Raw genomic sequence first — 26053 nt, 5'->3', positions numbered from 1 at the left:
GCTTGATTTGCGGGCTGAAACGTTTCAGCATGGCTACCATAGCACAGTGAAACGATTCAGCTAACGTTTTCCCCATTAGAGATTTGGTTATGCTCACGCTCACCCAAGATTCGGTATCCCTTGGCCGGACCGCCAGCGATTGGCGCGACGCGCTGGACCAGGCCGGGCAGTCATTATGCGAGGCGGGCCTTGCCGAGGACGGCTACCGTCAGGCCCTGTTCGACCGTGAATCCCAGTCCTCGACGTTTCTCGGCAACGGCATTGCCATTCCTCATGGCACGCCGGACAGCCGTCAGTTCGTCAAGAAGACCGGCGTTCGCGTACTTCAGTTCCCAGACGGCGTGACCTGGCATGACGGCGCCCACGTGACGCTGGTCATCACCATCGCCGCTCAATCCGACGAGCACCTGGATATCCTGCGTGCGCTGACGCACGTGCTCGACCGCGACGGCGTGGCCGATCAGCTTTCCCGCGCCGGCAATGCCGAAGAGGTCACCAACCTCTTGTCGAAGTCCCCCGCGCCGCCGACCAAGCTCGACGAAGAGACGCTGATGGTGGGCGTGCCCGCGCGTGACCGGCTGGAGCTTGCGACCGCCGCCGCCGCGCGCCTTCGCCAGCTCGGCTGCGCCGATGAAATGTTCGTCACCGATATTCTTGATCAGACGCCGGTGTCGCTCGGTCAGAAGCTTTGGCTGGTGCGTTCGCGCCATGGCGTCAAGCAGCCCGCCCTCGGCTTCGCGACCCCCCAGCCGGCCCTTAACGAAACGGCAGGCGTGTTCTGTCTGGCCGAGCTTGGCGATGGCCATGTGTCATTGATGGAGCGGCTGATCGGCCTTTTGGAAGACGGTAAGGGCGAGGAGCTTGCCCGCGTTAGCCCCCAGCAGATTCTGGCGCGGCTTTCCGGTGAAAGCTCCGACGCTGAAACCGCCAAGGTGCGCGTGCGCAACGCCCACGGCCTGCATGCGCGTCCGGCCAAGCAGCTGGTTCAGGTTGCCCGCGAGCAGGCGCTCGACATCAAGGTGCGCCTGATGGAAGGCGAGCAGCCGGCAGTCTCGGCCACGAGTCTTACCAAGGTCATCGGCCTTGGGGCGCGTCGCGGTCAGATGCTGGTGTTTTCCGCTCAGGGCCAGGGCGCCGGCGCCGCGCTCGAGGCCATGGTCAACGCCGTGCGTGACGGGCTCGGGGAAGTGGTGACCCCGCTTGATGACACCGCCGCCGCCCGGCCGTCTCGCAACAAGACCAAGTACACCCAGGTCGAGCCGCCCGCGGCCGACACCGCGCTCGTGGCGGTCAGCGCCTCGCCCGGCATGGCGATCGCGCCGCTGTTCGTCATGCGCCTGCCGGACTTCAAGTACGAGGAATACGCCTCCGATCAGGCCGGTGAACGCGCGCGTCTCGAAACGGCCATCGGTCAGGCCCATCATCAGCTCGAGACGCTGATCGATCAGGCGCCGGGCGGTGAGGTGGCTGAAATCCTCTCGATGCACGAAGAGATGGTGCAGGATCCCGAGCTCAAGGAGGCGGCGTTCGAGGCCATTTCCGAAGGGCTTTCGGCCGAGGCGGGCTGGTGGAAGGCGATCGATACCTCCGCGCGCGCTCAGGAGGCACTGGCTGACCGGCTTCTGGCCGAGCGGGCCGCGGACCTTCGCGACGTCGGCCGGCGCGTGCTCGGCATTCTTTGCGGTGCCGAGATGCCGCAACCGCCGGAACACCCCTACATTCTGGTGATGGAAGACGTGGGCCCCTCGGATGTGGCCCAGCTCGATACCAGCAAGGTAAAAGGCCTGTTGACCGCCAAGGGCGGGGCGACCTCGCACAGTGCGATTCTTGCGCGAGCGCTCGGCATTCCGGCGGTGGTCGGTGCCGGCGATACGGTGCTGGCGCTCAAAAGCGGCATCGAGATGATTCTCGACGGCGAGCGCGGCCGGGTGATCCCCGAGCCGAGTCAGGAACGCCGCGACCGGGCCGAGCTTTCGATCAAGGAGCGTGAGCATCGGGTCAAGGAAGCCTTTGATGCCCGTTTCGAGGACGCCACCACCCGCGACGGCCATCGCATCGAAGTCTGTGCCAACCTCGGCAACACCGCCCACGCCGCGGACGCGGTCGAGCGCGGCGCCGAAGGCGTCGGCCTGCTTCGGACCGAGTTCGTGTTCATGGCCCACCCGGACGCGCCGGATCTTGAGACCCAGATCAGCGAGTACAGCGAGGCGTTTGACGCACTCGGTACCTCGCGGCCGCTGGTGGCCCGTACGCTTGACGTCGGTGGCGACAAGCCGCTCGATTACTGGCCGATTCCGCAGGAAGACAACCCGTTTCTGGGCCTTCGCGGCATTCGTCTGGCGCTGACCAAGCCCGACATTCTCGAAACCCAGATTCGCGCGCTGTTGACCGCCGCCGGGGACCGTCCGCTTCGCATCATGTTCCCGATGGTCAAGGACGTGGCGGAGTTTCACGCGGCCAAGGCGATCGTCGATCGTGTACGCGAAGACGTACAGGCAAGCGATGTGCAGGTCGGCGTCATGATCGAGATTCCTTCCTGCGCGCTCCTGGCGCCGACGCTTGCGCCGTATGTCGACTTCTTCTCGATCGGCACCAACGATCTGACCCAGTACACGCTGGCGATCGACCGGGGCCACTCGCAGCTCTCGAGTCAGGCCGATGGCCTGCACCCAGCGGTGCTTCGCCTGATCAAGATGACGATCGATGCCGCCCACGCCGAAGGCCGCTGGGTCGGGGTCTGCGGTGAGCTTGCATCAGATGCTCAGGCGGTGCCGGTTCTGGTCGGACTGGGCGTCGACGAACTGTCAGTGGCGGCCCGTCAGGTGGCGCTGGTCAAGTCCCGTGTGCGTGAGCTGACACTCGCCGACAGCAAGACCCTGGCCAATCAGATGCTGACGCTTCCGACCTCGACGGCGGTCCGTGACGCTCTGGAGGCGCTGTAATGGCCAGAGTCGTTGCGGTATCGCTCAATCCGGCGCTGGATCTGTCGATTGGGGTCGAGGCGCTCGCGCTTGGAGAGGTCAATCGAAGCCATACCTCGCGCCTCGATGCGGCAGGAAAAGGCAATAACGTGGCGCGCGTGCTGGCCGCGCTCGGCCACGATGTGGCGGTGACCGGCTTTCTCGGCGAGGCCAATCAGGGCGCGTTCGAGCGCGCCTTTGCCGCCTGGGGCGTACGCGATGCGTTCGTTCGAGTGCCCGGGGAGACGCGGGTCAACGTCAAGGTCTCCGAACAGTATGGCCGTGTGACCGACCTCAACGGCCGAGGCGCCGAGGTCAGTGCGCAGGCACTTGCCGAGCTCGAGCAGATCCTGAAGGACGAGGCGGCCGGCTGCGATGCGGTCGTGGTCTCGGGCAGTCTGCCCCCCGGTGTGTCCCCAGCCCGATTCGGCGAGCTGCTGCGCGCCGTCAAGGCCCGTGGCGTCGCGCTTTGGGTCGATACCAGCGGGCCGGCGCTCGATGCGGCGCTCAAGTGCGCGCCGACAGCGGTCAAGCCCAACGAGCACGAGCTTTCCGAATGGGCCGGTGCGCCGCTTGAGGGCATCGAGGCGCTTCGACGCGCCGCGCGGACGCTGAATGACGAAGGCGTTGCAAGCGCGTTCGTCACGCTCGGTGGTGACGGCGTGCTGCTGAGCACGCCGCAGGGGCAGTGGCGCGCAAGGCCCCCTCGCGTATCGGTTGTGAGTACCGTGTGCGCCGGTGATACGTTCGTGGCCGCAGCGCTTCACGGAGAGCTCAGCGGATGGGCCATGGACGAGACGCTTCGGTTTGCGACCACGCTTTCGGCCGAGGCCGTGCGCCATGTCGGAGTGGGGGAAACCACCGCTGCCGATTTCGAGGTTTTGAAAACAAACTGTGTTCTTCAACAGCTGACCGACGGTCAGCCAGCAGGGGAGTGGCCTGCATGAAAGCCATCATCATTACGGCCTGTCCAAGTGGCATGGCAACGACATTTCTCGCGGCGCGTCGCCTCGAGCTTGCGGCAGTGCGCCGGGGCTGGGAGGTGGTCGTCGACAATCAGAGCGATCTTGGTAAGTCCCAGACCGCAAGCGATGATCAGCTCCGCGAGGCCGATCTGGTGGTGGTCGCAGCCGGCCGCGCCATTGACCTGAGCCGGTTCGACGGCAAGCGTCTGTATCAGGGGGCGATCGACGACGCGCTGCCGAATCCGGACGCCTTTTTGGCCATGGCCGAGGAAAAGGCCGACACCTATACCGCGAGCGCGGCATCGACCGAGGGCACCAAGCCGCCGGCCGAGTCGAGCGACAGCGTGGCGTCTGCCAAGGGCGCCAAGACCATTGTCGCCGTGACCGCCTGCCCGACCGGAGTCGCGCACACGTTCATGGCGGCCGAGGCGTTGAGCGAGGCCGGGCGCAATCTGGGCCATTCAATTCGAGTGGAAACCCAGGGCTCGGTCGGCGCGCAGGATCAGCTGACGGCGTCTGAAATCGAGCAGGCGGATGTGGTCATTCTGGCCTGTGACATCGAAGTCGATGTCGAACGGTTCCAGGGCAAGCCGATTTACCGCACGTCCACGGGCAGCGCGCTCAAGAAATCGAAGCAGACCATCGAGGCCGCGCTTGCCGAGGCCCGTGTGGAAGCGGCCGGTGAGGCGTCCCAAGGGTCGGGCGGCGGCAAGAGTGCCAAGGAACGGGGGGTCTACAAACACCTTCTGACCGGCGTGTCCTTCATGCTGCCGATGGTCGTGGCCGGGGGTCTTTGTATTGCGCTGTCGTTCGTGTTCGGGATCGAGGCGTTCAAGGAAGAAGGAACGCTTGCGGCCGCCCTGATGCAAATCGGCGGCGGCAGTGCCTTCAAGCTGATGGTGCCGGTGCTTGCAGGCTACATTGCCTATTCCATTGCCGACCGTCCTGGTATCGCGCCCGGCATGATCGGGGGGTGGCTGGCCTCGAGCCTCGGTGCCGGGTTTATTGGCGGTATTCTCGCCGGTTTCTTGGCAGGCTATGCGGCCAAGGCGATTACGCGCTACGTGAAACTGCCGGCAAGCGTCGAGTCGCTCAAGCCGATTTTGATCATTCCGCTGCTGGCAAGTCTCTTTACCGGGCTGGTGATGATCTACGCCATCGGCACGCCGGTGGCCGCGATCATGAGCGCGCTGACCGACTTCCTGAAGTCGATGGGCACCGCCAACGCGATTCTGCTCGGCCTGCTGCTTGGCGGCATGATGTGCGTCGACATGGGCGGCCCGGTCAACAAGGCGGCCTACACCTTCGGCGTTGGTCTCCTGTCCTCTGAAACCTACGGGCCGATGGCCGCGATCATGGCCGCGGGCATGGTGCCGGCCATTGGCATGGGCATCGCCAGCATGCTTGCGAAGAAGAAGTTCGCCCAGGCCGAGCAGGAGGCGGGCAAGGCTTCCTTCGTGCTGGGGCTGTGCTTCATCAGTGAAGGCGCGATTCCCTTTGCCGCCAAGGATCCGCTGCGCGTGATTCCGATCTGCATCATCGGCGGCGCGGTGACCGGTGCCCTGTCGATGTTCTTCCAGATTGGTCTGATGGCGCCGCACGGCGGCCTGTTTGTGCTGCTGATCCCGAACGCGGTCAACCACGCGCTCTTGTATCTCTTGTCGATCACGGTTGGCTCGGTGATTGTTGGCGGTCTGTATGCACTGATCAAACCCGGTCAGGTCAGCTCAGACGCCCTCGAAGGGGCCAAGGCCAGCTGATCCGGTTGGTCTCACCGTTGATTGGCATTGCCATTAATCGACTTAACCGCACGGAGCGCCCCACGGGGCGCTCTTTTTTTGTGCGGTGTCTGGCGGTGGTTTTCTGGCGGCCAAGGTGGTGGTTTTCTGATGATCAGGGTGGTGGTCTTCTGGTGGTCTTCTGATGGTCAGGACGATGTTTCCTGGCGGTCAGACAGGTGTCATAAAAAACGCCGGCGCGTGGCCGGCGTTTGATGGGTGCTCCGAAGAGCGTGTGTACCATGGGTAATCAGGCTGGCAGTTCCGGGTCGTCCGGAAGCGTTGCCGGGGTGCCCGGTGCGTCACGGCTCATGTGCAGGAAGTGAAGATGACGCTCGTACTGATCGAGAATGTCGTCAATTACCTGTTCCTTGCTGTAGCCCATCAGGTCATAGCCCTGGCTGCCTTCCTGAAGGTAGACCTCCATGCGGTAGTAGTTGGTCTGTTCAGTCTTCGCCCTGCGAGCGAACTCGGGCGTTTCAAACTGACGCGGCCAGGTCTGATAGGTGAAGTTCTGCTCGTTGTCGAGCACCACGTTTAGGGCCAGGTGTGGCACCTTCTCGTCACCCTCGATTATCTCGGCGGGCGCGCCCTGATCGGAAAGTTCCTTACACACTTCTTCCATGGCAGGTCGACAGACCTCACTTTGAAAGGTCGATACCTGTGAAAGCGTCGGGAAGCTCATGGCGCGGCTCAGGCGCTTGCGCCAGTCAAGATGGCTGCCATGGGCGCTGTCGGAACGGCTCGATAGGTGGCCGGCCAGACTGCCCATGCGGCTGTCTTCACGAAAGCCTTCCATGCGAAGGGATTTCCAGAGCCCTGCGACCACGAAGAACATCACGAACGAGAACGGCAGACCCATGACCACCACCATGCTTTGCAGAGCGGAAACGCCGTCGGTAAGAAGCAGGGCAAAGGTTAGAAGACCGATCACGACTGACCAGAAAATGCGTAACCAGGTCGGCGCGTCGGTGTGCGGATCTGGCAAAATCGAGGTGAAATTGCCAAGTACCAGCGCACCTGAGTCGGCGGAGGTGACGTAGAAAAGCATACCGAGCACAGTGGCAAGACCGGCCGTCCAGGTAACCCAGGGATACTGGCTCAATAAGGCGTAAAGGCCTTGCTCTGGGTTGTTCATGGCCATCTGACCAAAGTCGGCGTTGCCGCTTAAAATCATCTCGATCGCACTGTTGCCGAAGATCGACATCCAAAGCAGGGTGAAGATGAAGGGAATGGTTAGGGTGCCCACCACGAATTCACGGATGGTTCGCCCCCGTGAAATGCGCGCCAGGAACAAGCCGACAAACGGCGCCCAGGCAACCCACCAGGCCCAGAAAAACAGGGTCCAGGCGTTGAGCCAGTCGGAGGTCTGCTGCGCGGTTTCGGGCATGACCTGCTGGAACGCCATGGTGTCCATGGTCATGCTCATGAACTGACTCAGGTAGTCCCCGATGTTGAGCACGAGCGCGTTGAGCAGAAACAGGGTCTTGCCTTCCACCAGTACGAACAGCAAAAGCGCCAGCGCCAGCAGAACGTTGAATTCCGAAATGCGGCGAATGCCCTTGTCGACCCCGGCCACGACCGAAATGGTCGCCAGTACGATCGACAAAACGATCAGACCGCCCTGGACCACAAGACTGCTTGGGATATCGAACAAAAACGTCAACCCGTAGTTGAGTTGAACCACACCGATGCCAAGGCTTGTTGCGATGCCAAATACGGTGCCGATGACCGCCGCAATATCGACGGTGTGACCGATGGCGCCTTCGACCCGCTTGCCAAAAATGGGGTAGAGCGCGCTGCGAATGGTCAGCGGCAGGTTATAGCGAAAGCTGAAGTATGCAAGCACCATACCCATGAGGGCGTACATGCCCCATCCGGTTATGCCGTAGTGAAAGAGTGACCAAACGGTTGCCTGACGTGCGGCGGCCATGGTTTCAGGTGCCCCCGTGGGCGGCGCGAGAAACTGGGTGACAGGCTCTGCCACACAGAAAAACAGTAGATCGATGCCGATACCAGCGGCAAACAGCATGGCAGCCCAAGACAGCAGGCTAAATTCGGGCTTGGAATGTTTGGGGCCGAGTCGAATGCTTCCGAATCGGGAGCAGGCGATGAAAATGACAAATGCCAGATACAGGGTGCCTGCAAGAAAGTAATACCAGCCAAAGGTATCGGCAATCCAGCCAAGCATCGCGAAAATAACGGTATTGGCGCTTTCTGTAAAAAACATGGCCCAAAAGGCGAACAAAACGATAAAGAACGCTGAGCCGAAAAAGACGGCCCCGTTCAATCGCCCGTTAGCAGGTATGTCCTTTTCCTGGTGTGACATGAACCTTCCTCTAAATGATGGGGATTCGCTAATGGCGAGGTCTGAATCGCGGAGAGGCTCGAGCGTAGGCAGCGCAGAATCTCGACCGGTCGGACACAGTTCTGCGCTGCCTAAACCGAACCGGCAAGCGATGCGTCGTTCATTAGAACGGAAATTTATTGAATATTTGTTTAAATAAAATACAGCGTTTAGTTTCACTGATCAATATTGAGAAGCATTTCATCGACTTATCGATGTCTCGTTTGATCGGCAACAAAGCCAATGGCTAAAGTGGCGACATAAAAAAACCGGGCACAAGGGCCCGGTCGATAGTCATCTTTTATGAAAAATAGCGTGATCAGTGCTCGGTGGCGGCATCGTCCATGGGTGGTTTCGGTATGTCTTTCGGCGCGCCTTTTGCGTTCGTGTTTTTCCCCATTGGGCCTTTAGGCTGTTTGGGCATGAACAAGTTGAGCGCTGCGATCTGCTCGCGGCTCAATACATTGGCCAGTGCGCGATCATGAGCCTTGAACAGAGTGTCCAGGTCCGGTGTGTTTGAGCGCTTTTCAGATCGGGGGCCTTTGTGTTTTTGCTCATGATCGGGCGCAGAGGATGGGGCGCCATGAGCTTCCCTAGGCGGCATGGGAGGACGATGCTGCTCAAGCTGGGTCTTAAAGTGTTGATTGATTTCTTCAAGCGCTTGACGCTTTTCAAGGCTCAAGTGCCAGCTTTTTATCAGGGCCTCGACGCCGGCCTTGGGCGGCAGAGAGCGATGCGTCGGCATCGGCTTGAAGTGTTTCAATGATCTGAGTACCTGGCGCTGCGCTGGGGTCAATACGTCAGAGAGCGTCTGTCGATAGTCGTCCATGGCTTTTTGACGTGCAGCGTGGCGGCTTTCCTTGTCGGCGTTTGTGTCTGCCTTGAACGAAATGTCGATGGCCTTTCGAGCCGCATCCAGCCGGTTACGTGCGCCTTGATCAAGCTGCCAGCTATCGAACAAGGCGTGTTTGAAGGCCTCTGTCTCTTCACGGGGATCAAACTGGCGTTCGTACGCGGTAAGCGCGCGAATCTGATCGGCATCGAGGATGGTTTTCAGTGCCTCATGGTGCGCCTTGGCCGCCTCATTCATGGCCTCGTGGCGAGCCTTGCGTGAGTCGAACGCCTCGTGATCAATGCCATCGAGCTTGTTTTTGAACGTCTGATTGGCCTGCTCGACCTGCTGGCTTTGCTGCGCGCTCAGTGACCAGCTTTTGTAAAGCGTTTCTCGGCCGTGCTCATCGGCGCTGGCCGAGCTTGAAAGAACCGGCATCAAGGCTGCGATCAGTGCAGAGGTAAGAAGGATTCGTTTCATGTCGCGCTCTCCTGATTAGTGTCGAAACTATGATCAGGCAGAGAGATGCATGAAATGTGCACCGAAACCGCAAAACGTCTCAGTTATCTTCAGGGTCATCACAGAAATCAGGATCGTATTTGTACCCGACGCCGTACATCGAGTGAACGATGGTTCGGTTCGGCCAGATGTCCCCGATCTTGCGCCGCAGTTTCTTTACATGGCTGTCAACGGTGCGCTCTGAGACGATGCGATGATCTTGATACATGTGATCCATCAGTTTGTCTCGTGAGAAGATGCGTCCTGGTGCTGCCATCATCACCTTTAGAAGCTGGAACTCGACGGCGGTTAATTGCAGATCCTGACCGCGCGCAAACGCGCGCCAACCGGCCTCATCAAGCTCTATGTCGTTACTGGTTTGTGTCGCTGCATCGGCTGTAGGCGGGGTCGCCTGTGCGCGTCTAAGTACCGCTCGCACACGAGCAACGGTTTCTCGGGGACTGAAGGGCTTGCAGATATAGTCATCGGCGCCTAGCTCGAGGCCGAGTAGCCGGTCGATTTCCTCGACCTTGGCCGTCAACATGACCACGGGTTGGTGGGGAGTTGCCTGGAGTATCTCTCGGCAAAGGGTCAGACCGTCCTTGCCGGGCAGCATGAGGTCCATGAGGATTAAATCCGCGCCATGCTCGGCAAGCCAAGGTTGTACGTGATCGCCATGATCAATGTGATGACACTCGAACCCACTGTTTTGTAAATAGTCTTTTAACAGTGCGGCGATCTTCGGTTCGTCTTCGACGATCAGAATACGTTGACTCATATTTCTCTCCGTGTGGCCGGTTCGAGCGGGAATTCGAGGCGCCAGCGCAGACCGCCCAGCGGTGTCTGCTCGGCGATCATATGGCCTCGATGCAGTCGAACCATGGCGCTTGCAATCGATAGCCCTAAGCCGCTGCCGCCGTGACGGCGATTGCGCGAGGCCTCGACTCGGTAAAGTCGCTCGGTCAACCTGTCGAGTGCATCCTCGGGAACGCCTGGCGCTGAATCCTCCCACAGTACAACGATCTTGGTCGGTTCTCGCTTCAGTGTAACCTTGAGCGTGCCCGGCGCATCGGTATAGAACAGAGTATTATCCAGCAGGTTGTTCCAGAGCTGACGCAGACGATGCTCGTCGCCGTTAATGTCGATGTCAGGCTCAATTTTGCAGACCAGGGCGATATTGGCCGCTTCGAGCCGATATCGGCTTTCATCGAGGCGGATTCTCAAGTGGTCACTCATTGAGAATGACACGAGAGGGGTGTCAAGCGTCTTGGCATCGGATTGCGCCAGTACGCGAAGATCCTCGACCAATCGGTTGAGCTGGTCAACTTCCTGTGTCAGTGACGTTATGGTCGAGGTGTCTACCTGACGAATGCCATCGGCGATGGCCTCGAGCTCCCCCTTGAGGACCGCCAGCGGCGTTCTGAGCTCATGAGCGATATCGGCGACCCATTGCTCTCTTGCTTGGCGGTTGTGATCAAGTGTAATGGCCAGGGCGTTAAGGTCCTGGCTGAGCCGTGCCAGCTCATCACGGCCGCTGCTGGTCAGGCGCTTGGTGAAATCACCCTGGATCAAGGTCTGGGTAAAGCTTGCCATTCGCTTGGCTCGTCGACCGATCCACCAGCCAAGTCCGGCCGAGAGCACCAATGAGGCTAGAAGCGTTCCCCCCATGATGATCCCCAGGTTTCTAAGCTGGCGGTTGATGAAGACTTTGTCGATCGACCCGATCACGTCCTTAACTCGGGGATAGCCTAAAACCCCGATTATCTGCCCATCGAGTGAAAGCGTCTTCCGGTTGAGGCGATCTAGGTTGACGCGAGGGGCGTGCGCGATCGGTGAATTGGCCGAGTCGAACAGGGCGTAAAACTCCGGGTCTCCAAGCTCGGGAGGAAGGTGAGGGCTTTGCTCGGTTAGCGGTGGTGGAGGCGTGGGCATTGATTTCATCGGAGGCGAGGAGGCCCGTTCACGATGAGGTGGCCCCATGCTCGGCCCTAGCCCGAATCTCAGCAGTTGACGCCACGCCTTCGAATTGCGCTCCAGAAAGTTCCAGCTTTTACCGTTTTGTCGATAGCTTGAAATCAATGTCTGCGCGAGGTTATCGATGCGCTGTTCCTGGCTTGTTCTTATGTAGTCGATGAAGCCGTTGTCGATGCTGCGTGCCATGGTCCAGTAGATGGTGCCGCTGATCAGAATGTTGACCAGCAGGATGCTTGCGAACAGTTTAAGACCGAGATGCTTGAACATCGACGCGGTTTCCGAACAGGGTTTGAATAAGCCAGTGTAATGATCGATGCGCCAGGCGGTGAGGAAAAAATATGCATTCGCTCAATGATCGAGCATGGCCATAACTTCGCTAACCGACCCCGAGCGAATGTGATGAACCTGTTTGCCGGCCCACAGGCTTTTCCATTTCGGGCCCGTACTCAGGTGCCTTAGCGGAGAGGTCAACTGATGCTGCACCGGATAGGGGGCCAGGTCGCGGGGCGCCTGAGGCCCCATCCAGGCGTTCTTGAGCCCACGCGCGGCGCGGCCGGAAACGGCATAGGTAATCTCGGTGGCGTCGCTTTCGTGGGTGTCCTGAAGGGCGCGGCGCCAGGTATCGGAGGTGCCGGCCTCATCGGCGAGCAGAAAGGCGGTCCCGCACTGGGCGGCGTCGGCGCCGGCCTGAAGCGCGCAGTGAATATCGAGAGCGCTCATTAGCCCGCCTGCGGCGATCAAAGGCAGGTCAATGTGCGCACGGCACTCGCTGATTAGTGGCAGCAGCGGCTGTCCGGCACCGGCCGAGTCGTGGCTGCCGCAGTGCCCGCCCGCTTCTTCACCCTGAAGCACAATGGCATCGACGCCACTTAGGGCCAGTCCGTTGGCTTCGAATATGGAGGTTGCAGTCCCGACGAGTGCGATGTGCCGAGCACGGCAGGCGTCAATGTATTTGCGATCCAAAGTGCCAAAGGTGAATGAAAAGAGCGCCGGTTGCACTGAGAGCATGGCCTCGAACTGGGCGTCGAAATCAGGCATCGTTGAAAACGTTGTGGGCATCTCGACGCCGGCGTCGGCGTAGCAGGCCTTGAGGGCATTGAGGGCCTGGTCGATGTCGCAGCCGGGGGCGTCGTGGGTGGGGGCGAAAAGGTTGATAGCAAACGGGGCGGGCGTCAGCGCGCGGATGGCGTGGGTCGCATCAATGATGGCCTCGGGGGTGAGGTAGCCGGCGCCCAGACTTCCAAGCCCGCCTTCCTCCGACACGGCGGCAACCAGTTCGGGCGTGGTGATGCCGCCGGCCATGGGGGCCTGAATCACGGCACGGGAAAACTCGAGATCGGCGATGAAAAGCGGTGAAGCCATGCAGGTGTCCTTTTTTCAAGGGTCGGCGATCGACAGCCAGGCTGCCATGATGTGTCCAAGTGTAGGTACTGAAAGGGTAAATCGCATGGCGGTACGAACCGCAGTCTGCAAGGGGTGCGCAGCCCTAATGGTGCAATCGATGTACGTCAACCCAGACCTTGGTGGCGTTATGTAGCGCCCTGAAAACGTGCGATGTTAACGCTAACATCACCATTATCGGCAATCTCTAGGAGTACTATCATGCTGCAATCGGCTTCCGCACTGGAGTCGCGGCGCATCCTGGTCATGGGTGTCTCGGGATCAGGCAAATCCATGATCGGCGAGCAGCTCGCCAAGACGCTTGGGTGCGATTTCTTCGATGGCGACGACTTTCATCCCCAGGCCAACATCGACAAGATGAGCCGCGGCGAGGCGCTCAATGACGACGACCGCGCCGAGTGGCTCGAGCGCTTGAAAGCGCTCTTGAACGAGCGCCTGACTCAGGATGAAAGTGTGATCATTGCCTGTTCGGCGCTCAAGGCCCGCTACCGCGAGCTTCTCAGAAAGGGCGATGAGCATCTGATCGCGCTCTACCTCGATGGCAGTTACGCCCTCATTCACAAGCGCATGAGCCAGCGAGAAGGCCACTTCTTTGCCTCCGACATGCTTGCCAGCCAGTTCAAGACGCTGGAGCCGCCTCACCAGGGTGAGGCCTACGCCATCGACATCAGTCTGAGCCCGGAAGGGGTGGTGGATCAGTGCCTGCGGGTGATCGATAACAGCCGGGTCGGTTAAGACGCGTTCGATCGAGCGCCTACGCGCGCTCGATCGAGGTGCTGTCCCTGAGCGCGAGGGTGAACCCCAGATCGACGACGCGGGCCTCCACAGGCTCTGCGTTCAGGCGCTTGAGGAGCAGTTGGGCGGCGCGCTCACCGATCGGCCGGCGCGGCGTGACCACGGTGGTCAGTCGCGGTGAGACCACATCGGTGATGTCCATGCCATTGAAGCCCGCCACGGCCATGTCGGTCGGCACGCGAAGGCCCTGGCGCTGACACTCGAACAAGGCCCCGGCGGCGAGGTCGTCGTTGCAGAAGAAGATGGCTTCTGTGGCGGGAAATCGCCCGACAATGTCGTTCAAGAGCGCGCCGCCGAGGTGGTAGGTTGAAGGGCTGAAGGTGGTCAGACACGCCGTATCGTCAAGGCCGTGCTCCCTGAGCGCTCGCCGCCACCCATTAAGGCGTTCCTGGGCGCGAAAATCCATGCGCGCTCCGCCAAAGCCAATGTTGCGATAGCCCAGCTCGATCAGCGCCGAGGTGATCGCATGGCCGGCGGCCTCATGATCGAGGCCGACCGCCATGTCGAGCGGCGTTTTCGGAATACCCATCATCTCCACCACCGGAAGCCCAGAGCGCTTTAGGAGCGCCAGGGTGCGCTCGGTGTGCTGACCGCTTGAAACGATAAAGCCTTCCACGCCGTAGCTCAGGTAGGTGTTGACCAGGCGCTCCTCCTCATGGATGGAGTACCCCGAGTGGCCAAGCAGCACCTGATAGCCGCTTTGCTGGAAGACCTCGTCAACGCCTCGAAGCACTTCGGAAAAGACGCCGTTGGAGAGCGACGGGACGATCAGCGCGATGGCGTGACTCCGCGCGCTTGCCAGTGAGCCCGCCTGACGATTGGGGATGTAACCAAGCAGTTCGATGGCGTGCTCGATCTTCGTCTTGAGCGGGGCCGAGACCTTGTCGGGCTGGCGCAACGCGCGGGAGATCGTGATCTTACTGACGCCGACATGACGCGCCACATCGTCAAGCGTCACGCGCCCCGAGTTTCGACGGGAGCGGCGGCTCATGCGCGCGCTCCGGTAACGTCGTGCGCCATGGGCTCAGGCGGCCGGGTCATGAAAGGCCTCGACAGTGGTGCGTTCGCCGAGCATGAAGGCATCGGCCACGTGTCTGAGCGGGCGAACGTCCACATCGCACTCGCCGCGCTCGATCAGTTCGAAAAAGCGCTGATAGAGGCCGGGGTATTCGCGCTCGTCCTGCTCGAGCATTTGTTCACCGTCAATGTGGAGCTGGCTGCCGCCCTTGGAAAGCGCGAGCGTGCCGTGATCGGTCTCGATGGTGATGTTCCAGAGCTCATCGCCTTGCTGGCGCCAGTCAAACTCCGCCGAAAGCGTATGTTCGCCTGCGTCCTTGAACGTGAGCGAGGCCGCGATCGGGGCCTGGGTGTTGGCCGGGAACACCAGGGTCGAGGCGTGCAGATAGACCTCCATCGGCAGAATTTCGGTCATGATGGAGAGTGCATTGATGCCGGGGTCGAACACCCCGAGACCGCCTGCCTGCCAGATCCAACTTTGGCCTGGGTGCCATTTGGTCACATCCTCTTTCCACTCAATGTGCATGCCGGTCACGGTCTTGTCGGCAAGCCACGCACGCGCCCGGGCAACGCCCGGTGCCTCACGGGAGTGCCAGCTGGCAAAGAGCGTCACGCCCTGGCGCTCGGCGCATGCCTTCAAGATCTCGATTTCGCTCAGGGTGGCACCGGGCGGCTTTTCGAGCATTACATGCTTGCCGGCACGCATTGCGGCCATGGCCTGCTCGAAGCGCACGCTCGGGGGCGCGCACAGCGAAACTGCATCGATTGCTTCATCGCTTTCAAGCAGGGCCTCGAGCGATTCGAAATGAGGCAGGCCGTCAACGTGGCCATTGCGGCTTGCAATCGCGCTGAGTGTGAAGCCGTCATGCTGGTCGATGGCCGGGTGGTGCTGGTCGCGGGCGATTTTGCCATAACCCACGATGGCGAGAGACAGCGGTGTCATTGACGTGTCCTTTTGTTGTTGGTGGCGTCTCAAGAGAATGTTGCCAGGGCCTCTGGTGCGGGAATTGCGCATGTTCATGTGCCCATGGAGAGCCAGAGCATCATCAGAGGCGGTGACAGCAGTGATAACAGAAAACCGCTGACCAATGCCAACGGCACACAGGCGAATCCGCCGCTGCGGCTCAGCACGGGGAGAGTGACATCCATGGAGGTAGCGCCGCAGTAGCCGACAGCGGTGCCCGGGCGCGTGGCCGCGATCAGGGGCACGATCAACAGGGCGATAAGCTCGCGCCCTAAATCGTTCAAGAGCGCCACTCCGCCAAGCAGCGGCCCAAGTTGGTCAGTCATTAAAATACCGGACAGCGAATACCAGCCGAACCCGGAGGCCAGCGCCAGCCCCTGCGTCAGCGGCAGGCCCAGTACGGCGGCGCTTACGAGGCCTGCAAGCTGTGAGGTCAGCGCCACCGACAGCGCGATCAGAAGACCACGACGGTTCAGGAGGAGCTGCTTGAGCGGAATGCCTGAATTGCGAAGCTGTAGCCCGACCAGCGCGAGCAGCAGATAAAGTACCGCTTCCGCGGCGGCGTCGCTGAAGGGCAGAACCACCGGGAACAGATATCCGCAGAGGGTACCGAGCGCGACAAGCCCAATCATCAGGGTGCCGTCCTTGAGCGAGCTCCAAAGTGAGGTCTGCGCGGCATCGCTTTCGGTGCCAAGCTCTACCTGTGTGCGCTGACGGAAACGGTAGGCGCGATCCAGAAGCAGGAGTGCGGCAATATTCAAAAACGCAGTTGAGCAAAGCAATACCGCTGCGCCATAAGCAATGCGGGAAAGATCGCGGCCCAGGTTCTCAAGGCCCGCAAAGCCGAAGCCCATCAGAAACAGCAGCAGAAAGATGGTCGGCATGACCAGCGCATCGACCAGCGGCTTGATCGTTTGGCGTTTGAACGGCCACCCATACCCCACGATCAAAGGCAGCGCCATCCACCACAGTCCTGACATGAGGGTTCCTTGTGGGCGGTGTAATAAGTCGTCGTGTAAGTCGTTGAAACGAGGACGATAACCAAGAGTGTCTAGTGTATCGAAGCCCGTTCAACGTGTCTTGTGGTCAAGCGTGAGCGATTCAAGCTCGAGGCGTGCCGTGATCGATGCACTCGCATCAAGGGTCGCCCGCAGCAGCACGCCTGGAAGCGCAGGACTCACCAGCGCGTGAAGTCGGGGCAGCGGAGTACCGTGAGCGGTGAGCGTCAGTTCGAGCGTGGCCACCTTGCCAACGGGGGTTTTGATCGGGGCGTGGGATGACAGTGTGTAGTCGAGCGTACGCACAGTGCCCGACTGATCGGTGTAGTCAAGCGTACACGGGGTGTTCGGCATGCAATGCCGTTTTGCGAGCTCCATTGACCGCCCGAGCGCGATCAGTGCGCTCTGGCGGTCTGGCGCCCTGGCCAAATCCCCGGCGTCGAGTTGAAAGTAGCGGCTCAGCCCCAGCAAATGATAGCCGCCCCGGTAGCGTTGGGCGGTTACACCCTGCTGGCCGTCCAAGGTGAACACACCGGTTTCCTCACCGGTGATGGCGTTGATGCGGGCGCGCATGTGGCTTTCGAACTGGCCGTCTCGGCGGGTGAGCCAGTGGGTCAGTTGGCCGGTGCCGACGCCGTCCACGCTCAGCGCGTACTGCGCCTTGAACGGCGTCAATGCCGGTGCGGCTTCTGCCGGAAGCGCCAGCGCGAAAAGCAGCAAAAACACGCACCGTCGTGTGGCGGTCAATAGCCCGCCCGCCGGTCGACGCCTGGCACGCATTCGCCTCGTTCGAGCCGCTCAATCCGCGCGGCCAGCTGGACGGCGGCGTCATCGATCGGGGTGGGGGCGGCAATATGGGGTGTCAGCGTCACATTCGGCGCGGTGTAGATCGGGTGGTCCGGCGCCAACGGCTCGCTCGGAAACACATCGAGCATCGCGCCACGGAGGTGACCGCGCTCGAGCAGACTCGAAAGCGCAGTAAGCTCGAGCGTTGCGCCGCGGCCGGCGTTGATCACGACGGCACCTTCAGGCAGGTGGGCGAGCCGTTCGTGGTTCAAAAGGCCGATGGTTGCCTCGGTGGTAGGCAGTAGATTGATCAGAAGCCGTGTCCTGCGAAGAAGTGGCTCGAGGATGTCCATGCCTGCGTAGCAGTCGACCCCCTCAAGCGCCTTGGGGCTTCGGCTCCAGCCCGCCACGGCAAAGCCGTGCTCACAAAGCAACGTTGCAACGTGTGCGCCGATGGTGCCAAGCCCCAGCACAGTGACCGGCCAGCCACGCTTCTCTTCAAGCGGCTGAGGCTGCCACTGCCGCGTCGATTGCTGCGCCCGGTAGACGTCGAAGCCGCGGTAGAAGTGCAGTACGGCGTAGAGCATGTAGTCGGCCATAGAGGCTTCCATGCCGCCGCCGTCGATCTTGTAGAGCGGAACGTCCGGCAGTGCCGGGTTCGAAAGCAGGGCATCTACGCCAGCGCCGAGATTTAAAATCGCCTTCAGCGTCTCGGTCTGGGCATCAAGAAGCGCCGTCGGCGGCTGCCAGACCACCAGATAGGTTGCCGGAATAAAGCCGACCTCGGCCGTGGTGTCGATTCGCGCCTTGGGTAGGGCGTTGGCCAGAACGCGCTGCCAGCGCGCGCTGTCGTTGTCGGTGTGGATGAGAACGTGCATGGGCGCTCCTGAAGGCGAGTGGACGGTGTCACCTTAGCGCGTTTGAGCAGGCTCGGCAGGGCTTCCTCGATGGATGGGCGGCTGACAGCGTGGTCTCGAGGGTGGTCCGGGTACGCTCTGGCGTGCGTGTCAGGTTGTCGGCCAGCGCGAGACTCTGCTAAGGGTTAAGTAAAGGGTTGGGTAGGAACTTATGACAACGACTGATTCGAACCCCCGTGTGACGCTTCCGTTCGAGCGGGGCGAATACAGGGAGCGGCTTCGCCGGGTGCGGGCCTCGATGGCGCAGCGCGGCCTTGATCTTCTGATCGTTTATGATCCGTCTAACATGGCCTGGCTGACCGGCTACGACGGCTGGTCCTTCTACGTACATCAATGCGTGCTGGTGGGCCTCGGCGGCGAGCCGATCTGGTTCGGACGGCGCCAGGACGCCAACGGCGCCGTGCGTACCTGCTACATGGACCCCGACACCCGGGTGCTGTATTACCCCGATTACTACGTGCAAAACCCCGACATGCACCCCATGGCATTTCTGGCTGAATCCGTATTGCCGGAGTGGGGGTGGGACCGCTGCGTGGTCGGTCTGGAAATGGACAACTACTATTTTTCCGCCAAGGCCTACACTAGCCTCCTTGCCCATATGCCCCACGCTCGGTTCGAGGACGCCACGGCGCTGGTGAACTGGTGCCGTGCGATCAAGTCGCCTACCGAAATCGAGTACATGCGGGTGGCGGCGCGCATCGTCGACAACATGCACGCAAGCATTCTCGAGATGATCGAGCCGGGGCTTCCCAAAAGCACACTGGTGTCTGAAATCTATCGGGCCGGCATCGAGGGCATCGATGGGTTTGGCGGGGATTATCCAGCCATTGTGCCGTTGCTGCCGACCGGAGAAGATGCGGCGGCCCCGCATCTGACCTGGGACGATTCGCCGTTCAAGCGCGGCGAGGGCACGTTTTTCGAAATTGCCGGTGTCTACAAGCGCTATCACGCCCCGCTTTCAAGAACGGTCTTTCTGGGGCGGCCGCCGCGGGACTTCATTCGCGGCGAGGCGGCGCTGCTCGAGGGGATCGATAACGGGCTGGCGATCGCCCGCCCCGGGGCGCGCTGCTGTGATATCGCGATGGCGCTTGGAGCGGCAATGGACAAGTACGGATTTGATCGAGGCGGGGCGCGCTGCGGCTACCCGATCGGCATCAGTTACCCCCCGGACTGGGGCGAGCGCACCATGAGTCTGCGACCGACCGACACCACCGAGCTTCAGCCCGGCATGACCTTTCATTTCATGCCCGGAATGTGGATGGACAACTGGGGGCTCGAGATCACCGAGTCGATTCTGATTACACCGCACGGCGCCGAGCCGCTGTGTTCATTTCCGCGTCAGTTGTTCGTCAAATAATCACGTGTGCGGGCGCACAAGGCGCTCGCCAGCCAGAGGAGCGCACCATGCGTGAGAGCCCGATTTCAGCCACCGTCGATTTTGACGCCGACGGCGTTCAGCACGGATTTCTGAAGCTGCCCGTGTCCCACGACGAATCCGCGTGGGGGGCGATCATGATCCCAATCACCGTGATCAAGCGCGGCGATGGCCCGACCGCACTTCTGACCGGTGGTAATCACGGCGATGAGTACGAGGGCATCACCGCGCTCATGAAGCTTGCCAATCGGCTCACGGCCGAGGAGGTGAGCGGGCGGGTAATTATCGTGCCGATGATGAACCCGCCGGCGGCCGAGGCCGGCCGGCGCACCTCGCCGATGGATAAGGGCAACCTCAATCGCTCGTTTCCAGGCGACCCGGACGGCGGCCCGACCCATCAGATCGCCGATTACTTTACCCGTTACCTGGTGCCGATGTGCGACGTTGCCCTCGATTTGCATTCGGGCGGGCGCACCCTTGATATTCTGCCGTTCGCGGCGGCCCACCGCCTCGAGGATCTCGAGCACGAGCGCGCGTGCATGAGTGCCGCGCTTGCGTTCGGGGTGCAGACCACGATCATGATGTTCGAACTCGATGCCGCGGCGCTTTATGACACGGTGGTCGAGGCGCAGGGCAAGACGCTGGTGACCACCGAGCTTGGCGGTGGAGGCACTTCGACGCCTGCCAGCATCGAGCTTACCGAGCGTGGGGTACGCAACTTTCTGATTCACACAGGGCTTCTTGACGGCGAGCTGACCGAGCCCGCGCACCGGCGCTTTGTGGAAATGCCGGATGCGAGCTGTTATGTGCAAAGTGAGCATGCTGGGCTTCTGGAAATGACCTGTGCGCTTGGGGGGCATGTGCGTAAAGGCGAGGTGGTGGCGCGGATTTATGACATGACTCGAACCGGGGTCGAGCCGGTTGACTACCGCGCAGAGCGCGACGGCATCGTGCTGGCGCGGCGCTTCCCAGCGAAGGTGGCGATGGGCGATACGCTGGTGGTGCTTGGGGAGGAGGTCGCGACGCTTGAGCGCTAAGCGCACCGAATCGTTGAGTCTCGATCGCTTTGATCTGAAGATTCTTTCGATCCTTGCCCGCGATGGCCGGATTACCAAGTCAAGGCTCGCCGAGGCGATCAATCTGTCGGTCAGCCCCTGTTGGGCGCGGGTCCGCCGGCTTGAGGACGCGGGGATCATTACCGGCTACGGCGCATTCATCTCGACGGCGGCGACGCTTGAGTGTACGCCGGTCTGGGTTCAGATCGAGCTCGAGCAGCACGATCTGGCCCACGCCGGTCGGTTCGAGGCCATGATTCAGGACGTGGCCGAGGTCAGCGAGTGCGTCGCCGTGGGAGGCGGTGTCGATTATCTCTTGAAGATCGAGGCGCCAAGCATCGATCACTACCAGCGGCTGATCGACGACTGGCTTATCAGTGACATCGGCATCAAGCGCTACCGCTCCTACATCGTGACCAAGACCATCAAGCAGGGCCCCAAGGGGCCTGCGTGCATCGATCCGGCCTGAGCGCCTGCGAAGGCGTGGCTTAAAATTGAGGGCTGCCTCGGACTCTGGTAGACTGGCGTCCCATCCTGGCCCGATCCGTTTTATTCCTTATACGGGCCTCTCTCGACCCATGCTTCTGACAGGTTTTTCATGACACGATATATCTTCGTGACGGGCGGTGTTGTGTCCTCGCTCGGGAAGGGCATTGCCTCAGCCTCACTGGCCGCCATTCTGGAGTCCCGTGGTCTCAAGGTCACCATTCTCAAACTGGACCCCTACATCAACGTCGACCCCGGCACGATGAGCCCTTTCCAGCACGGGGAAGTGTTCGTGACCGAGGATGGCGCCGAAACCGACCTTGACCTTGGCCACTACGAGCGCTTCATTCGCTCCAAGATGACCCAGGGCAATAACTTCACCACCGGGCGTGTCTACGAGCACGTTCTGAAAAAAGAGCGTCGGGGCGATTATCTGGGCGGCACCGTTCAGGTCATCCCGCACATCACCGACGAGATCAAGGAACGCGTCAAGAAAGGCGGTGAAGGCTACGACGTCGCGCTGGTGGAAATCGGCGGTACCGTTGGTGATATCGAATCACTGCCGTTTCTCGAGTCCATCCGCCAGATGCGCTCCGAGCTTGGCAGCCAGCGTGCGATGTTCATGCACCTGACGCTGGTGCCCTACATCAAGACCGCCGGCGAGACCAAGACCAAACCGACCCAGCACAGCGTCAAGGAGCTGCGCTCGATCGGTATCCAGCCCGATGTACTGCTGTGTCGCAGCGAAGTCGAGCTCGAGGAAGGTGAGCGCCGCAAGATCGCGCTGTTCACCAACGTCGAGGAGCGCGCGGTCATTCCGATGCAGGACGCCGACACCATCTATCGCATCCCGCTGATGCTCCATGAGCACGGTCTTGACGAATTCGTCTGCGACCGGTTGCGTCTGGAGGCCGGCGAGGCGGATCTGTCCGAGTGGGTGCGTGTGCTCGATGCCAAGCTCAATCCGCTCAAATCGATCAACATTGCGATGGTCGGCAAGTACATGGAGCTTCTGGACGCCTACAAGTCCCTGAACGAAGCGCTCATCCATGCCGGCATCCAGACTCGAATCAAGGTCAATATCGATTACGTCGATTCCGAAGAGATCGAGCGTGAAGGTACGGCGCGCCTTGAAGGCAAGGACGCGATTCTGGTGCCGGGCGGCTTCGGCTCACGCGGCGTCGAGGGCAAGATCGCGACCGCACGCTTTGCCCGCGAGCGTGGCATTCCCTATCTGGGAATCTGCCTGGGTATGCAGGTTGCGATCATCGAATTCGCACGTCACGTCGTCGGCTGGGAAGACGCCACCTCAACCGAGTTCAGCTTCGAGACCAAGCATCCGGTTGTGGGCCTGATCACCGAGTGGATCAACAGCGAAGGCAAGATCGAGGTGCGTGATGAGTCCTCCGATCTCGGCGGCACCATGCGCCTGGGTGGCCAGAGCTGCCGCCTGGCACCGGGGTCGAAAGCGGCGGAAGTCTACGGCGCCGACACCATCGTCGAGCGTCATCGCCACCGCTATGAGGTCAACAATCAGTTCGTGGACGCACTTGAAGAGGCCGGTCTGGTGTTCTCCGGCAAGAGCGTCGACAACTCATTGGTCGAGATGATCGAGCTCAAGGATCACCCCTGGTATGTGGCGTGTCAGTTCCACCCGGAATTTACCTCGACGCCCCGTGACGGGCATCCGCTGTTTACCGGCTTCGTCAATGCCGCGCTTTCGCACAAGAACGAGCGGCTTAGAAAGCAAAGCGAGCGTGAGCAGCAAGAGTAAGACGTGCTACATTGCCGACCCGAGGGTCGGCAATTTTTTGTCGGGTGACTCGAAATCATAACGGGCAGCCCTTTCAGGCTGCCCATCCTCGCAGAATTGATACGCTGCGAGAGAGAGGCGAGGCGCCGCGCTCCCGCGGTGCTTTTGAAGGGAAAGGCCCTCCACTTGCGACAAGGGGCAGCAAAGGCGCCCCGGAAAAGGAAGCTTCAAAATGGCAAAGATTGTCGATATTCATGCGCTGGAAGTGCTTGATTCCCGTGGTAACCCCACGGTCTATGCTGAAGTCGTGCTGGACGATGATGCTCGGGGTAACGCCTGTGCGCCGTCGGGCGCCTCCACCGGGTCACGCGAAGCGCTTGAACTGCGCGATGGCGACAAGTCCCGCTATCTGGGCAAGGGTGTGCTGAAGGCGGTCGAGGCGATCAACACCCGCATTCGTGAAGCGCTTCTGGGTATGGACGCGACCGACCAGCGTGCGCTGGACAAGGCGATGCTCGAGCTCGACGGCACCGACAACAAGTCAAACCTCGGCGCCAACGCCATTCTCGCGGTGTCACTCGCTGCCGCCAAGGCCGCCGCAGTCAGCAAGGGGCAGCCACTTTATGCCCACATCGCTGAGCTGTTTGGTCAGCCTGGCACCTACTCCATGCCGCTTCCGATGATGAACATCATGAACGGCGGCGAGCACGCCAGTAACAACGTCGACATCCAGGAATTCATGATCCAGCCCGTCGGCGTAACCTCCTTCCGCGAAGCGCTTCGCGTGGGTGCGGAAGTCTTTCATGCGCTGAAGAAGGTATTGTCCAACAAGGGGCTTTCCACCTCCGTCGGTGATGAAGGCGGCTTCGCGCCGGACCTCGAGTCCAACGCCGATGCACTTGCCGCGATCAAGCAGGCCGTCAGCGACGCAGGCTATGAGCTTGGCAAGGATGTGACCCTTGCGCTCGACTGCGCCGCGTCCGAGTTCTACAAGGACGGCCAGTACGTTCTCTCCGGTGAGAATAAATCCTTCGATGCGGCCGGCTTTGTCGATTACCTGGCAGAGCTCAGCGAACAGTACCCGATCGTGTCTATTGAAGACGGTCTGGACGAGTCCGACTGGGATGGCTGGAAGGTGCTTACCGACAAGCTCGGCGACAAGGTTCAACTTGTCGGCGATGATTTGTTCGTGACCAATACCCGCATTCTCAAGGAAGGTATCGACAAGGGCATCGGCAACTCGATCCTGATCAAGTTCAACCAGATCGGGTCGTTGTCCGAAACCCTCGACGCCATCCAGATGGCGCACGACGCCGGTTACACCGCCGTGATTTCACACCGCAGTGGTGAAACCGAAGACGCGACCATCGCTGACCTGGCGGTAGGCACCTGTGCCGGCCAGATCAAGACCGGCTCACTGTCTCGCAGTGACCGCGTGGCCAAGTACAACCGTCTCTTGATCATCGAGAACGAGCTGAATGGCAACGTTGCCTACCATGGGCGCAAGGAAATCAAGGGTCAGTAAGTTGATCCATGTTATGAAAGCCGGCGCAGTACTGCGCCGGCTTTTTTTATGCGTATCAAAAAAAGTGGATGCATACCCTGCTATTAATTAAATTAATGCAGGATTCTTTTTTAACGTCTTGATTTAAAGGGTATTTGTTTTTTTTAGACAGTCTTTAGACTATTTGCTTGACCCAGTCTCGGCGAGCACCCACCATGAGTATTACTTGCCGCGAGGCAATAAGAGTTTTTTAAACGAAGGGCTCTTTTTCAAAATTTTCTTCTCAATATGCTCTTGCATTCAGATAAGTGATCTCGTTCGAAAGATCGACCATCTGCTCACACATTTACCTGAACCCTTCGACATTTTGAGGCAGGTTCGGCGAGCTGATTTGGCTCGGCTGGGTGCTGAAAAAGTCATGACACGTTTGGTACGCCAGGATGGGGTTTCCAAACAAGGACCGTGCCATTGGAACAAGGATCAACGGAATGATCCGAGGACGAATGGATTCAGGTGCGCTCTTCATTACGCGTGTTCGGCCTTTAAGGGCTCAAGCCTTGGCCGTACGGCAATATACGATCAGTCATCAACGAACACAGTGAACATGACACGTTCGGTATCTCATGGATGAGATTTCCGAACAGGGACGTTGTCATTGGAGAAAGGGTCGATGGATCGACCCGAGGACGAAAGGACTCCGGTGGCCTTTGGGGCCACCTTATCATTCACGCGCGTCGATAAAGCTTGATCGGCGAGCCACGGCGAACATGACACGTTCGATACCGCATGGACGGGGTTTTCGAACAGGGACGTTGTCATTGGAGAAAGGGTCGATGGATCGACCTGAGGACGAAGGGAGTCGGCGGCTCTTGATGAGCCGCCCCATTTCAACGCCTGGCGGTCATGTGTTCGATCACAGCCGTCGATGAGAACAAACACCGGTAGCCGTGCACTACGGCAATCGCTACGAACATGACACGTTCGGTACCCCATGGATGGGGTTTCCGCACAGGGACGATGTCAATGGATGCTGGGCTGATGGATCAGCCCGAGGACAGAAGGAATGGGCGGCTCATCGAGCCGCCCTTTTTGTTTTCAGGCCGGTGTTCGCTGTCTCAAGGGCGGCGCTTGTTGTTTACAGGGCAGTGCTCGTTGTTCATAGAACAGTGCTCAAGCGTCGTGTGATCGCTTATGCCGGCAAACGCGCTGTTGGCGCGGGCCGTCAAGGCATAAAAAAACGCCGGACAATCCGGCGTTTTTTGAAGAAAGGACGCAGCTCTTAGCGTTCGAGCATTTCCGCCTTGCCTTCCTTGCCGTTCATTTCATCGGCATTATCCAGCGCGTCCTTGCGTTCACTGATATTGGGCCAGGTTTCGGCAAGGTCTGCGTTGATTTCAATGAACTTTTCCTGACCTTCCGGCAGCTCGTCTTCTGAGAAGATGGCCTCCGCCGGGCATTCTGGTTCACACAGGGCGCAATCAATGCATTCATCCGGATGGATGACGAGAAAGTTCGGCCCTTCATAGAAGCAGTCCACCGGGCAGACTTCGACGCAGTCGGTGTATTTGCACTGGATACAGTTTTCGGTGACGACAAACGTCATTGTTGTTACTCCTCGGTCACGGATCGGCACGGTTCTTGGACCTGT

20 protein-coding genes are annotated in these 26053 nt (G+C 60.3%); 9 read left to right on the top strand and 11 right to left on the bottom strand.

The window, feature by feature from the left end; translation table 11 throughout:
• Positions 1-89 precede the first annotated feature (89 nt).
• The 3 genes from ptsP to NAT23_RS12320 are packed head-to-tail and all read left to right on the top strand — an operon-like array spanning position 90 to position 5685.
• Positions 90-2942, top strand: coding sequence for a phosphoenolpyruvate--protein phosphotransferase (gene ptsP, locus NAT23_RS12330; protein ID WP_251928790.1), 2853 nt, complete (start codon positions 90-92; stop codon positions 2940-2942).
• Positions 2942-3907: a 1-phosphofructokinase gene (pfkB, locus tag NAT23_RS12325; protein ID WP_251928787.1), complete on the top strand. Its 966-nt coding sequence runs from the start codon at positions 2942-2944 to the stop codon at positions 3905-3907. The genes ptsP and pfkB overlap by 1 nt, the downstream gene beginning before the upstream one ends.
• Positions 3904-5685: a PTS fructose-like transporter subunit IIB gene (locus tag NAT23_RS12320; protein ID WP_251928785.1), complete on the top strand. Its 1782-nt coding sequence runs from the start codon at positions 3904-3906 to the stop codon at positions 5683-5685. The genes pfkB and NAT23_RS12320 overlap by 4 nt, the downstream gene beginning before the upstream one ends.
• Positions 5686-5953: 268 nt before the next feature.
• Here the strand turns inward: NAT23_RS12320 and betT are convergent, their stop codons facing one another.
• The 5 genes from betT to NAT23_RS12295 all read right to left on the bottom strand — a co-directional run bounded on the left by betT (position 5954) and on the right by NAT23_RS12295 (position 12716).
• Positions 5954-8032: a choline BCCT transporter BetT gene (betT, locus tag NAT23_RS12315; RefSeq protein ID WP_251928784.1), complete on the bottom strand. Its 2079-nt coding sequence runs from the start codon at positions 8030-8032 to the stop codon at positions 5954-5956.
• Positions 8033-8369: 337 nt separating this feature from the next.
• Complete coding sequence (locus NAT23_RS12310; protein WP_251928782.1) at positions 8370-9362, bottom strand: hypothetical protein; 993 nt, start codon at positions 9360-9362, stop codon at positions 8370-8372.
• 79 nt (positions 9363-9441) lie between these two features.
• On the bottom strand, positions 9442-10158 hold the full coding sequence (locus tag NAT23_RS12305) for a response regulator (protein ID WP_251928780.1): 717 nt from the start codon (positions 10156-10158) through the stop codon (positions 9442-9444).
• The gene (locus NAT23_RS12300; protein ID WP_251928778.1) at positions 10155-11621 is read right to left on the bottom strand and encodes an ATP-binding protein; all 1467 of its coding nucleotides are present in this window, start codon (positions 11619-11621) and stop codon (positions 10155-10157) included. Before NAT23_RS12300 ends, NAT23_RS12305 begins: the two co-directional genes overlap by 4 nt.
• 81 nt (positions 11622-11702) lie before the next feature.
• A complete protein-coding gene (locus NAT23_RS12295) occupies positions 11703-12716 on the bottom strand; it encodes an NAD(P)H-dependent flavin oxidoreductase (protein ID WP_251928776.1) in 1014 nt (337 codons plus the stop codon).
• 240 nt (positions 12717-12956) lie between these two features.
• Between NAT23_RS12295 and NAT23_RS12290 the strand changes: the two genes are divergently transcribed.
• Entirely contained in the window at positions 12957-13490 is a 534-nt protein-coding gene (locus tag NAT23_RS12290; RefSeq protein ID WP_251591707.1) for a gluconokinase, read from the top strand.
• A 19-nt stretch (positions 13491-13509) separates the two neighbouring features.
• Here the strand turns inward: NAT23_RS12290 and NAT23_RS12285 are convergent, their stop codons facing one another.
• From NAT23_RS12285 to NAT23_RS12265, 5 genes are all read right to left on the bottom strand, one after another.
• On the bottom strand, positions 13510-14541 hold the full coding sequence (locus NAT23_RS12285; protein ID WP_251928774.1) for a LacI family DNA-binding transcriptional regulator: 1032 nt from the start codon (positions 14539-14541) through the stop codon (positions 13510-13512).
• A gap of 33 nt (positions 14542-14574) precedes the next feature.
• On the bottom strand, positions 14575-15510 hold the full coding sequence (locus NAT23_RS12280; protein WP_251928772.1) for a Gfo/Idh/MocA family protein: 936 nt from the start codon (positions 15508-15510) through the stop codon (positions 14575-14577).
• 74 nt (positions 15511-15584) lie between these two features.
• Positions 15585-16511 (bottom strand): LysO family transporter, encoded by a 927-nt coding sequence (locus NAT23_RS12275; RefSeq protein ID WP_251928770.1) that lies wholly within the window; start codon positions 16509-16511, stop codon positions 15585-15587.
• 90 nt (positions 16512-16601) lie between these two features.
• A complete protein-coding gene (locus NAT23_RS12270) occupies positions 16602-17255 on the bottom strand; it encodes a hypothetical protein (protein ID WP_251928768.1) in 654 nt (217 codons plus the stop codon).
• Positions 17256-17272: 17 nt separating this feature from the next.
• Positions 17273-18193 (bottom strand): 2-hydroxyacid dehydrogenase, encoded by a 921-nt coding sequence (locus tag NAT23_RS12265; RefSeq protein WP_251928766.1) that lies wholly within the window; start codon positions 18191-18193, stop codon positions 17273-17275.
• 190 nt (positions 18194-18383) lie between these two features.
• Here NAT23_RS12265 and doeA point away from each other — a divergent pair, with 190 nt between their 5' ends.
• The 5 genes from doeA to eno all read left to right on the top strand — a co-directional run bounded on the left by doeA (position 18384) and on the right by eno (position 24426).
• Entirely contained in the window at positions 18384-19589 is a 1206-nt protein-coding gene (doeA, locus tag NAT23_RS12260; RefSeq protein WP_251928764.1) for an ectoine hydrolase DoeA, read from the top strand.
• 47 nt (positions 19590-19636) lie between these two features.
• Positions 19637-20644 carry a N(2)-acetyl-L-2,4-diaminobutanoate deacetylase DoeB gene (gene doeB / locus NAT23_RS12255; protein WP_251928762.1) on the top strand — a complete coding sequence of 336 codons (1008 nt, stop codon included), beginning with the start codon at positions 19637-19639 and terminating at the stop codon, positions 20642-20644.
• Positions 20645-20657: 13 nt separating this feature from the next.
• A complete protein-coding gene (locus tag NAT23_RS12250) occupies positions 20658-21131 on the top strand; it encodes an Lrp/AsnC family transcriptional regulator (RefSeq protein ID WP_251928871.1) in 474 nt (157 codons plus the stop codon).
• Positions 21132-21260: 129 nt separating this feature from the next.
• Positions 21261-22922 carry a CTP synthase gene (pyrG, locus tag NAT23_RS12245; RefSeq protein WP_251928760.1) on the top strand — a complete coding sequence of 554 codons (1662 nt, stop codon included), beginning with the start codon at positions 21261-21263 and terminating at the stop codon, positions 22920-22922.
• Between the two features lie 211 nt (positions 22923-23133).
• On the top strand, positions 23134-24426 hold the full coding sequence (eno, locus tag NAT23_RS12240) for a phosphopyruvate hydratase (RefSeq protein WP_251928759.1): 1293 nt from the start codon (positions 23134-23136) through the stop codon (positions 24424-24426).
• Between the two features lie 1258 nt (positions 24427-25684).
• On the opposite strand, the gene fdxA is transcribed toward eno, so the two are convergent.
• Positions 25685-26008 (bottom strand): ferredoxin FdxA, encoded by a 324-nt coding sequence (gene fdxA, locus NAT23_RS12235; protein ID WP_251591663.1) that lies wholly within the window; start codon positions 26006-26008, stop codon positions 25685-25687.
• Positions 26009-26053 lie beyond the last annotated feature (45 nt).

It is taken from the genome of Larsenimonas salina, from assembly GCF_023736155.1.
Lineage (GTDB): Bacteria > Pseudomonadota > Gammaproteobacteria > Pseudomonadales > Halomonadaceae > Larsenimonas > Larsenimonas salina.
This window is presented reverse-complemented; position numbering and strand designations above follow the sequence as displayed.

Coding starts and splice junctions, on each gene's coding strand:
- ptsP (WP_251928790.1), top strand. CDS start 90: ATGCTCACGCTCACCCAAGATTCGGTATCCCTTGGCCGGACCGCCAGC.
- pfkB (WP_251928787.1), top strand. CDS start 2,942: ATGGCCAGAGTCGTTGCGGTATCGCTCAATCCGGCGCTGGATCTGTCG.
- doeA (WP_251928764.1), top strand. CDS start 18,384: ATGACAACGACTGATTCGAACCCCCGTGTGACGCTTCCGTTCGAGCGG.
- NAT23_RS12290 (WP_251591707.1), top strand. CDS start 12,957: ATGCTGCAATCGGCTTCCGCACTGGAGTCGCGGCGCATCCTGGTCATG.
- NAT23_RS12295 (WP_251928776.1), bottom strand. CDS start 12,716: ATGGCTTCACCGCTTTTCATCGCCGATCTCGAGTTTTCCCGTGCCGTG.
- NAT23_RS12320 (WP_251928785.1), top strand. CDS start 3,904: ATGAAAGCCATCATCATTACGGCCTGTCCAAGTGGCATGGCAACGACA.
- NAT23_RS12275 (WP_251928770.1), bottom strand. CDS start 16,511: ATGTCAGGACTGTGGTGGATGGCGCTGCCTTTGATCGTGGGGTATGGG.
- NAT23_RS12305 (WP_251928780.1), bottom strand. CDS start 10,158: ATGAGTCAACGTATTCTGATCGTCGAAGACGAACCGAAGATCGCCGCA.
- NAT23_RS12310 (WP_251928782.1), bottom strand. CDS start 9,362: ATGAAACGAATCCTTCTTACCTCTGCACTGATCGCAGCCTTGATGCCG.
- eno (WP_251928759.1), top strand. CDS start 23,134: ATGGCAAAGATTGTCGATATTCATGCGCTGGAAGTGCTTGATTCCCGT.
- doeB (WP_251928762.1), top strand. CDS start 19,637: ATGCGTGAGAGCCCGATTTCAGCCACCGTCGATTTTGACGCCGACGGC.
- betT (WP_251928784.1), bottom strand. CDS start 8,032: ATGTCACACCAGGAAAAGGACATACCTGCTAACGGGCGATTGAACGGG.
- pyrG (WP_251928760.1), top strand. CDS start 21,261: ATGACACGATATATCTTCGTGACGGGCGGTGTTGTGTCCTCGCTCGGG.
- NAT23_RS12265 (WP_251928766.1), bottom strand. CDS start 18,193: ATGCACGTTCTCATCCACACCGACAACGACAGCGCGCGCTGGCAGCGC.
- NAT23_RS12300 (WP_251928778.1), bottom strand. CDS start 11,621: ATGTTCAAGCATCTCGGTCTTAAACTGTTCGCAAGCATCCTGCTGGTC.
- NAT23_RS12285 (WP_251928774.1), bottom strand. CDS start 14,541: ATGAGCCGCCGCTCCCGTCGAAACTCGGGGCGCGTGACGCTTGACGAT.
- NAT23_RS12280 (WP_251928772.1), bottom strand. CDS start 15,510: ATGACACCGCTGTCTCTCGCCATCGTGGGTTATGGCAAAATCGCCCGC.
- fdxA (WP_251591663.1), bottom strand. CDS start 26,008: ATGACGTTTGTCGTCACCGAAAACTGTATCCAGTGCAAATACACCGAC.